General features: G+C 42.3%; 5 protein-coding genes and 5 tRNA genes. All 10 read right to left on the bottom strand.

The genetic code is table 11. The features are described 5' to 3' along the window. Window positions 1-37 precede the first annotated feature (37 nt). The 10 genes from HMPREF2893_RS04485 to HMPREF2893_RS04440 all read right to left on the bottom strand — a co-directional run bounded on the left by HMPREF2893_RS04485 (window position 38) and on the right by HMPREF2893_RS04440 (window position 4,727). Window positions 38-607 (bottom strand): DUF6287 domain-containing protein, encoded by a 570-nt coding sequence (locus tag HMPREF2893_RS04485; protein ID WP_070674588.1) that lies wholly within the window; start codon window positions 605-607, stop codon window positions 38-40. A gap of 139 nt (window positions 608-746) precedes the next feature. Then, complete coding sequence (locus HMPREF2893_RS04480; protein WP_070674586.1) at window positions 747-2,252, bottom strand: zinc ABC transporter substrate-binding protein AdcA; 1,506 nt, start codon at window positions 2,250-2,252, stop codon at window positions 747-749. Window positions 2,253-2,254: 2 nt separating this feature from the next. Next, window positions 2,255-3,058, bottom strand: coding sequence for a metal ABC transporter permease (locus tag HMPREF2893_RS04475; RefSeq protein ID WP_070674583.1), 804 nt, complete (start codon window positions 3,056-3,058; stop codon window positions 2,255-2,257). Further along, window positions 3,051-3,755 (bottom strand): metal ABC transporter ATP-binding protein, encoded by a 705-nt coding sequence (locus HMPREF2893_RS04470; protein ID WP_070674580.1) that lies wholly within the window; start codon window positions 3,753-3,755, stop codon window positions 3,051-3,053. The genes HMPREF2893_RS04475 and HMPREF2893_RS04470 overlap by 8 nt, the downstream gene beginning before the upstream one ends. 1 nt (window position 3,756) lies before the next feature. Continuing rightward, the gene (locus HMPREF2893_RS04465; RefSeq protein ID WP_003004547.1) at window positions 3,757-4,194 is read right to left on the bottom strand and encodes a zinc-dependent MarR family transcriptional regulator; all 438 of its coding nucleotides are present in this window, start codon (window positions 4,192-4,194) and stop codon (window positions 3,757-3,759) included. A 105-nt stretch (window positions 4,195-4,299) separates the two neighbouring features. Continuing rightward, window positions 4,300-4,383, bottom strand: a tRNA-Leu gene (locus tag HMPREF2893_RS04460). A gap of 10 nt (window positions 4,384-4,393) precedes the next feature. Further along, window positions 4,394-4,465: transfer RNA gene (locus HMPREF2893_RS04455), tRNA-Gln, on the bottom strand. Between the two features lie 19 nt (window positions 4,466-4,484). Then, a tRNA-His gene (locus HMPREF2893_RS04450) sits at window positions 4,485-4,557 on the bottom strand. 12 nt (window positions 4,558-4,569) lie between these two features. Then, a tRNA-Trp gene (locus HMPREF2893_RS04445) sits at window positions 4,570-4,640 on the bottom strand. Window positions 4,641-4,646: 6 nt separating this feature from the next. Further along, window positions 4,647-4,727: transfer RNA gene (locus HMPREF2893_RS04440), tRNA-Tyr, on the bottom strand. Window positions 4,728-4,775: the final 48 nt, after the last annotated feature.

Raw genomic sequence — 4,775 nt, 5'->3', positions numbered from 1 at the left:
AACGAATTACCGATTTCTGTCCCACTCTCTTTTTCCATTATTCATCTCCTACATGATAGTAGATCGAGCCTTGTTCCCCAAAACTAGCGATACCAACACCAGACCATAAGCGGTTTTTAGAGGCATCTGATGTATCTTTAAAGACGACTTGTCCTTGATCATCGACCTGATCACCAATGGTCACTCCTGCAGGAATATACTCCAACAAGAAGCCTCCATCACGACCACCATAGATCCCTTCTGAGGCTGTCCCATAATCCGTCAAAGAAGCACCATAGCCCTCCAACTCTTGTGAAACCAACCCTTTGTCGTTAAAGACCAGCTTGTTTCCTTTATCATCTTGCCAGACACCAGCAATACTGCTGTAATCCCCATTAGCAATAGCCTCAAGATCCATTTTCTTCACTTCTTTTTTCACTTCTTTTTTCACTTCTTTTTTTTCTTTTTCCTTCACTTCTGAACTAGAAGCTGTCGTCTTTTTCACCTCAGAAGAAGCACTCGTTTGACTAGAAGAAGAATCTGATTTCTTACTCGCGCTCTGTTGCGAACAAGCTACCAACAGGAGCACACTAAGAAAACTCACCAGAATTGCACCAACTTTTTTCATTTAAAATTCCCCATACATTTTTTTAGTTTAAAGCCCCTTCATTGTAACGTATTTTCAAACATTTGACAAGCTCTACTTCCTATTTCGGATCAAAAAAAGACCGGGATAATACATCCCAATCTCTCTTTGGATACTACTCTCAGTGAGCCAGCATTTCCTGTGCCACTTCTAAACCAGATAAGTTGGAAGGATAATAAGTTGGCCAATTTTCCAACTCATCATAAAGCGCTTCTTGACTCTTTCCTCCATGGAAAATGTGGAAGTGAGCTGCCTTTACCGGAGTGATTTCATGGTCACTAAATTGAACATATTTGAAGTCTCCCGCATCGCTCTCCTTGGCTTCAAAGAGATAACGAACACCACGATTCCCCTTCTTATAAGTCAAAATGTGCTTACCTACGTATTTATAGGTATATTTCTTAGAAGATCCTTTTTGATAAAATTCCATTGAATCCTTATCAATCTTAATCCGATCAATATCTGTTTGGTAACCCTTGGTATAATATTCCTTATACTCAGCAGCAGTCATGGTTGGGTTTAGTTTTGCCTTATAATCAAAGACCTGATCCAAAGTTCCATCTTGCAAGTATGGATAAACCGATTTCCAATCACCCGCGTAATTTGCTAAGCTACGATCCTTCACTTGGTTATCCTCGAAATAGCCTTTTTGAACCGTCTTAGAATCTTCCTCATGTTCCGGTTGAATATCCTTACCAGCTTGGGATGTGGTTTTCTCTAGTGCCTTCAGATTCTCCTTCATAACAGACACGTAGTCTTCGCCATCTTTCATTTCTTGATCCGTCAGGCTTTCCAAAGGATTTAAGACAGCCAACTTAACACCAGCTTCAGAAGACAAGGTTTTCGCCAAGGACTTAGAAGCATTTTCCTCAAAGTAAATGACCTTGATCTCATTTTTCTTGATATACTCTGTCAATTCACGCAATCGTGCAGCAGAAGGCTCGCTATCAGGTGAAATCCCTGAAATGGCCACCTGGTTTAAGCCATAATCCAAGGCCAAGTAACGGAAAGCCGCGTGTTGGGTTACAAAATTCTTTTGTTTCGCATCTTTCAAGCCATCCTGATAAGCTTGATCCAAGGCCTGTAATTTCTTTAGATAGGCTTGGGCATTTTTCTCAAACGTCTTTTTCTTATCTGGATAAGCTGCCACCAATTGATCACGAATCGACTCTACCATCTTCATGGCACGATGTGGAGAGAGCCAAAGGTGAGGATCATATTCATGATGGTGTTCTTCGCCCCCTTCGTGTTCATGTTCCTCTTCCAATCCAGGAAGCAAGACCATGCCCTTGGTAGCATCGATCACTTTGGTTTTCTTATCCTTCATTGATTTCAAAAGATTTGGAACCCACGTTTCCATATTTTCATTTTCATAGACGAAAACATCCGAATCTTGAATCATAGCCCGCCCCTTAGCAGACAATTCATATTCATGAGGCTCTGATCCCGCTCCAATGAGCAGGTCTACCGTTCCTTCATCTCCGACAATATTTTTTGTAAAATCATAAACAGGATAAAAAGTGGTCATCACTTTTAATTTCCCATTTTGACTCTGACTTTTGCCACAAGCTGTCAAGATAAGGGCAAAAGCCACCAACAACATTAAACCTATTTTTTTAAATTTCATATTTACTTCCTCAAACGTGATCCAAGATTCACAAGCAAGAACAAGGCCACAAATAAAAGCGTGATGCTGGCACTTGCTGGTGTATCTGCAATATAAGACAAAATCAACCCACTAAACATCCCGATAAAGCCAATAATGACCGCAAGCAGCATGACCCCACGGAAGTTCTTCCCTAATCTCAGCGCAATACTAGCCGGTAAGACCATGATGGTTGAAACCAATAACGATCCTGCTGCAGGAATCATCAAGGCGATAGCAACCCCCGTTACCACATTAAATAAGATGGACATGGTCCGGACCGGAAGCCCATCCACAAAGGCCGTATCTTCATCAAAGGTCAAAATATACATAGGCCGCAAGAATAAGGCCGTCAGCACTAATACAACGAAAGCAATCACAAACAAGGCGATCACCTGTTCATCCGTAATGGTTAGGGTAGAACCAAACAAATACTGATCCAAGCTCATCGAGCTCTTCCCACCACCACGCATCAGTACCAAAGCTAGGGCAAGACCTGTGGACATTAAAATTGCCGTCCCGATCTCCATAAAGTCCTTAAATAAGGTCCGCAAATACTCAAGAAAAACCGCAGCAATAATGACAATGATCATGGTCGAGAGCGTTGGAGAGATCCCAAGGAAAAGCCCAAAAGCGACACCAGCAAGAGAGACGTGACTTAACGTATCACTCATAAGACTCTGCCGTCTTAAAATCAAGAAAATCCCTAATACAGGAGAAAAAAGACTCATCGCAACCATAGCCAACAAGGCCCGTTGCATAAAATCATACTGGAATAAATCAAGCATGGTCACCCTCCCCTTCAGTATCATGGACATTAAAACATCTCCAAGGAGAGCTTTGGTCACGAACCAAATGAATATTCCGATCCGCAAATTGGCTAACCTCTTCAGGATCATGCGTAATCATCAAAACAGATTTTTGATGGTGATGCGCACTGTGATGCATCAACTCATAAAAATCACTCTTTGTCGTCGCATCCATCCCTGTCGTAGGTTCATCTAAAACAAAGATATCCGGATCTGAAGCAAACATCCGAGCGATGACAGCCCGCTGTTTCTGACCACCAGACAAAGAACCAATCGCCCGATCCTTGAACTCCAGCATCCCAACAGATTCTAAACTCTTCAGAATATGTTTTTCGTCGTGCTCATTCAACTTTCGAAACCATCCTTTACGAGGGTACCGACCTGACTTCACAAATTCATAGACCGTACTTGGAAACCCTGCATTAAAACTAGCAATTTGTTGCGGCAAATAAGCAATCCTTAACTTCTTTCCCTTAACATTCGTCTTTGAAATCTCAACAGTCCCAACCTTGGGCTGTAAGATGCCAAGGCTAGCCTTAATCAAGGTTGACTTAGCAGCCCCATTCTCCCCAGTCAAGGTAACAAACTCCCCACTATCTAAGTAGTAATTGATCCCTTCCAGAACCGGTTCTCGATCATAATAGAACGATAAATTTGAAACCGAAATATACCTCAAACTATAACTCCTCTTCCAATAAATCTAAAAACCGCGAAATGACCCCTTGCTCATTCTTAGTAAACTTCGACAAAACATCCTCATAAGTGTGAAGGGTATGCTGATGGTGGTGCTGATGCTCTAAGGCAATTGGCTTACCAATCTCAGTTAAGCGATAATAGAGAACCCGTGCATCATTTTCATCGCGATAAGTCTCCAGCATCCCCTGACTTAATAAGGGCTTCACAGCCTTCGTGATCGCTGCCTGACTAACATTCAATTTCTTTGCTAAGACAGAATTGGTTAGAGCTTCATCAGCAACCAGCATCAAAATATGTTCCTGAGTGTTGGTTAATGAAACACCACTTGTACAAGACCCAACTAAAATCTCATGTTGATTCTCAGATAATAATAAAATAGAATTTAAAAATCGATCGATTTTATTTGCAACTTCAGACAAAATAAACTCCTTCTAATTCACTAGCAGAAACTTTACCGGTTAATTATATCACAAAAAAGAAAAAAAATAAACAAAAAAAGGAGTAAAAACTCCTTTTATAATCTATACCGGCGGCCGGGGTCGAACCGGCACGTCCTTGCGGACACTGGATTTTGAGTCCAGCGCGTCTGCCAATTCCGCCACGCCGGCATAAATTTAACTGGGGTAGCTGGATTCGAACCAACGCATGAGGGAGTCAAAGTCCCTTGCCTTACCGCTTGGCTATACCCCAATAATGTAAATAATAAATAGGCGAGTGATGGGGATCGAACCCACGCATGCCAGAGCCACAATCTGGTGTGTTAACCACTTCACCACACCCGCCATAATTATTAACACGGGCAGTAGGAATTGAACCCACACTGAAGGTTTTGGAGACCTTAGTTCTACCTTTAAACTATGCCCGTAAAGGATGGAAGGGGAGGGATTCGAACCCCCGAACCCGAAGGAGCGGATTTACAGTCCGCCGCGTTTAGCCTCTTCGCTACCCTTCCTGATTATTGAATTGATGGCGCGAGACGGAATCGAACCGCCGACACATG

The organism is Streptococcus sp. HMSC072C09 (assembly GCF_001813105.1).
Lineage (GTDB): Bacteria > Bacillota > Bacilli > Lactobacillales > Streptococcaceae > Streptococcus.
This window is presented reverse-complemented; position numbering and strand designations above follow the sequence as displayed.

Bases quoted from the DNA above. Each gene is read 5' to 3' on its own strand.
- HMPREF2893_RS04485 (WP_070674588.1), bottom strand. From the start codon at position 607: ATGAAAAAAGTTGGTGCAATTCTGGTGAGTTTTCTTAGTGTGCTCCTG.
- HMPREF2893_RS04480 (WP_070674586.1), bottom strand. From the start codon at position 2,252: ATGAAATTTAAAAAAATAGGTTTAATGTTGTTGGTGGCTTTTGCCCTT.
- HMPREF2893_RS04475 (WP_070674583.1), bottom strand. From the start codon at position 3,058: ATGCTTGATTTATTCCAGTATGATTTTATGCAACGGGCCTTGTTGGCT.